The organism is uncultured Campylobacter sp. (genome assembly GCF_963517995.1).
Classification (GTDB): domain Bacteria; phylum Campylobacterota; class Campylobacteria; order Campylobacterales; family Campylobacteraceae; genus Campylobacter_A.
In genome coordinates this window covers 1-3,065 of the sequence record NZ_CAUQHQ010000201.1, presented here as the reverse complement: position 1 = coordinate 3,065, position 3,065 = coordinate 1, and the positions used below count along the sequence as shown (strand labels likewise).

3 protein-coding genes are annotated in these 3,065 nt (G+C 37.2%); all 3 read left to right on the top strand.

Translation table 11 applies throughout. From position 1 onward, the window contains the following. Positions 1-844: type I restriction-modification enzyme R subunit C-terminal domain-containing protein (locus tag RYL88_RS12530; protein ID WP_314991748.1), on the top strand; the 844-nt coding region annotated here is incomplete at its 5' end. An 8-nt stretch (positions 845-852) separates the two neighbouring features. Continuing rightward, complete coding sequence (locus RYL88_RS12525; RefSeq protein ID WP_314991746.1) at positions 853-2,322, top strand: class I SAM-dependent DNA methyltransferase; 1,470 nt, start codon at positions 853-855, stop codon at positions 2,320-2,322. 1 nt (position 2,323) lies between these two features. Further along, the coding region (locus RYL88_RS12520; protein WP_314991745.1) for a restriction endonuclease subunit S at positions 2,324-3,065 on the top strand (742 nt) is incomplete at its 3' end.

Genomic DNA, 3,065 nt, shown 5'->3' with positions numbered 1-3,065 from the left:
AACAACTGGAGTTGATTGTAAAACATGCAAAGTCATTGCGATAGATAGTTGCATAAACTCTATAACCGAATTTAAGCAAATCATAGGCCGCGGCACGAGGCTTAGGGAGGATTTTGGCAAGACGCATTTTACGATTTTGGATTTTAGGGGCGTTAGCCGTCTTTTTGCGGACCCTAAGTTTGATGGAGAGCCAATAAGAGAAGACGATTTACCAGCAAAAGAAAATTTTACAGAAGAAAAACCGCCAAAGCCAAAAGAAGATAAAGAAAAAAGCGGTGAAAGAAAAATCGTGATCAATGGCACTGAAGTCAAAATATTAGACGAGTTAGAGCAAATTTACGATCAAAACGGCAGCCTAATCGCCAGTGACTTTAAAGACTTTTCAAGACAAAACATCTTAGCCAAGTTTAAAAGCCTTGAAAATTTCATAACAAGCTGGGACGCACAAAGCAAAAAACAAGCTATTATCAATGAGTTAAAAGATCACGGCGTATTATTAGATGAGCTAAAGATAAACCCTGAGTTTGCGAATTTAGATGAGTTTGATCTGATCTGTCATATAGCTTATAACAAACCACCGCGCACTAGAAAAGAGCGTGCAGACGGCGTCAAAAAGCGAGACTTTTTGAGCAAATATTCTGATAAAGCAAGAGAGGTTTTGTTAAAACTTATTGATAAATACGCAGATAACGGCATAAGCGACCTAGAAAACATAAATGTACTAAAAAATGATCCGTTTAGAGATATGGGTGGAATGCTAGAAATAGTAAATGAATTTTTTGGTGGAAAAGAGAAGTATTTTGAAGCCATGAAAGAACTTGAAAAAGAAATTTACGCAGCATAAGGACGAAGATGAGTTTAGGAAATTTTATAAAAAGACTACAAGACATTATGAGAAATGATGCAGGCATCAACGGAGATGCCCAAAGAATAGAACAAATAACGTGGATATTGTTTTTAAAAATTTACGATGCAAAAGAGAGCGAATGGGAGATCGATGATGATAACTATCGCTCTATTATGCCAACAAATTTGCGCTACTCTAACTGGGCGATAGATAACAAAGACGGCAAGGCATTAACTGGTGACGAACTTTTAAATTTTGTAAATAACGAGCTTTTCGTAACTCTAAAAAATATAACTATCACCCCACAAACCACTACTCGCCAAGCCATCGTAAAAAAGGCATTTGAGGACAATAATAACTACATGAAAGACGGAGTTTTACTTCGTCAAGTGATAAACGTGATAAACGAGTTAAATTTTGAAAATTTTAAAGAGAGACACGCATTTGGCGAAATTTATGAAACGATATTAAAAAGCTTACAAAGCGCTGGAAACGCCGGAGAGTTTTATACGCCGCGCGCCGTGACCGACTTTATGGCTAAGATGATTAGGCCTAAAATTGGAGAAAAAGTTGCGGATTTTGCTTGCGGAACCGGTGGATTTTTAACGTCGGCTCTTAAAGAGCTAGACTCGCAGATACAAACTGCAGATGAGAGAGAAATTTATAAAGATAGCGTCTATGGTATCGAGAAAAAGGCATTGCCGTTTTTGCTAAGCGCGACAAATTTATTATTGCACGACATAGACAATCCGCAAATTTATCACGATAACGCATTAGAAAAGGACATCAGAGACTACACACCAGAGGATAAATTCGACGTTATTTTGATGAATCCACCATATGGCGGCAGCGAAAAAGATAACATAAAAAGTAACTTTCCTATTGAGCTTAGAAGCTCAGAGACTGCGGATTTGTTTATGAACGTCATAATGGCTAGGCTAAAATTTAAGGGTCGTGCAGCTGTTATCTTGCCAGATGGATTTTTATTTGGTACCGACAATGCAAAGGTGGCTATAAAAACTAAACTCTTAAACGAATTTAACCTACACACTATCGTACGTTTGCCGCATTCAGTCTTTGCGCCATATACGTCAATTACGACAAATATTTTATTTTTTAATGCTAGTGAGCCGACAAGCAAAATTTGGATTTACCGCCTAGATATGCCTGAAGGACAGAAAAATTTTAGCAAGACAAAGCCGATGAGGTTGGAGCATTTTACACCCGTTATTTCATGGTGGGACAATCGCGAAGAGATCAACATTGATGGCTTTGATAAGTCAAAATGCTTTAGTATAAACGAGATAAAAGAGCGAAGCTACAATCTTGATCTTTGCGGTTTTCCAAGTGAGAGCGAAGAAGTAAAAGACCCGTTTGTGCTAATAGCCGAATATCAAAAACATAGAGCGGAGCTAAATGCCAGCATCGATGATACGATCTCTAAAATTTTAGAGATATTAAATCAAAAGGCGTAAGATGACGGCACAACAGCTAAAAAACTCCATCTTAAATTTAGCAATCAGCGGTAAATTAGTACCGCAAGATCCGCATGACGAACCGGCATCTAAGCTAGTAGAGAAAATTCGCAAGGAAAAAGATAAGCTTATAAAAGATAAAAAGATCAAACCGTCAAAATTTGACAGCGTTATCTTTAAAGGCGAGGATAATTTACATTATGAGAAGATAGGCAAAGAAACTCGCTGCATCGAAGATGGAATTTCGTTTGAGATACCACAAAGTTGGAGCTGGGTTAGGCTGGGAAACTATATTAAATATGACATCGGAAAAACTCCGCCACGCAAACAAGAAGAATTTTGGGTTGATGCAAAATATCCCTGGATTACCATTGCTGATATGATCGCTGATAAAAAAATATATTCCACAAAAGATGAAATTAACAGCCTTGCATTAAGAACTCATTTTAAAGGCGAATTGGTGCCAATAGGTACTCTTATTATGAGCTTTAAATTAACTGTTGGAAAGGTTTCTATTTTAGGAATTGAAGCAGTACATAATGAGGCTATTATTTCTATATACCCGTTTATAGATGATGACAAGATAGCAACAAATTTTCTTTTTAAATTTTTGCCATTGTTGTCAGAGCAAGGAAAAACCAAAAAAGCTATTAAGGGTAATACATTAAATTCTGATAGCCTAAACAACATCCTCCTCCCCATCCCGCCACTACCAGAGCAAAAACGTATAGTAGACAAGCTTG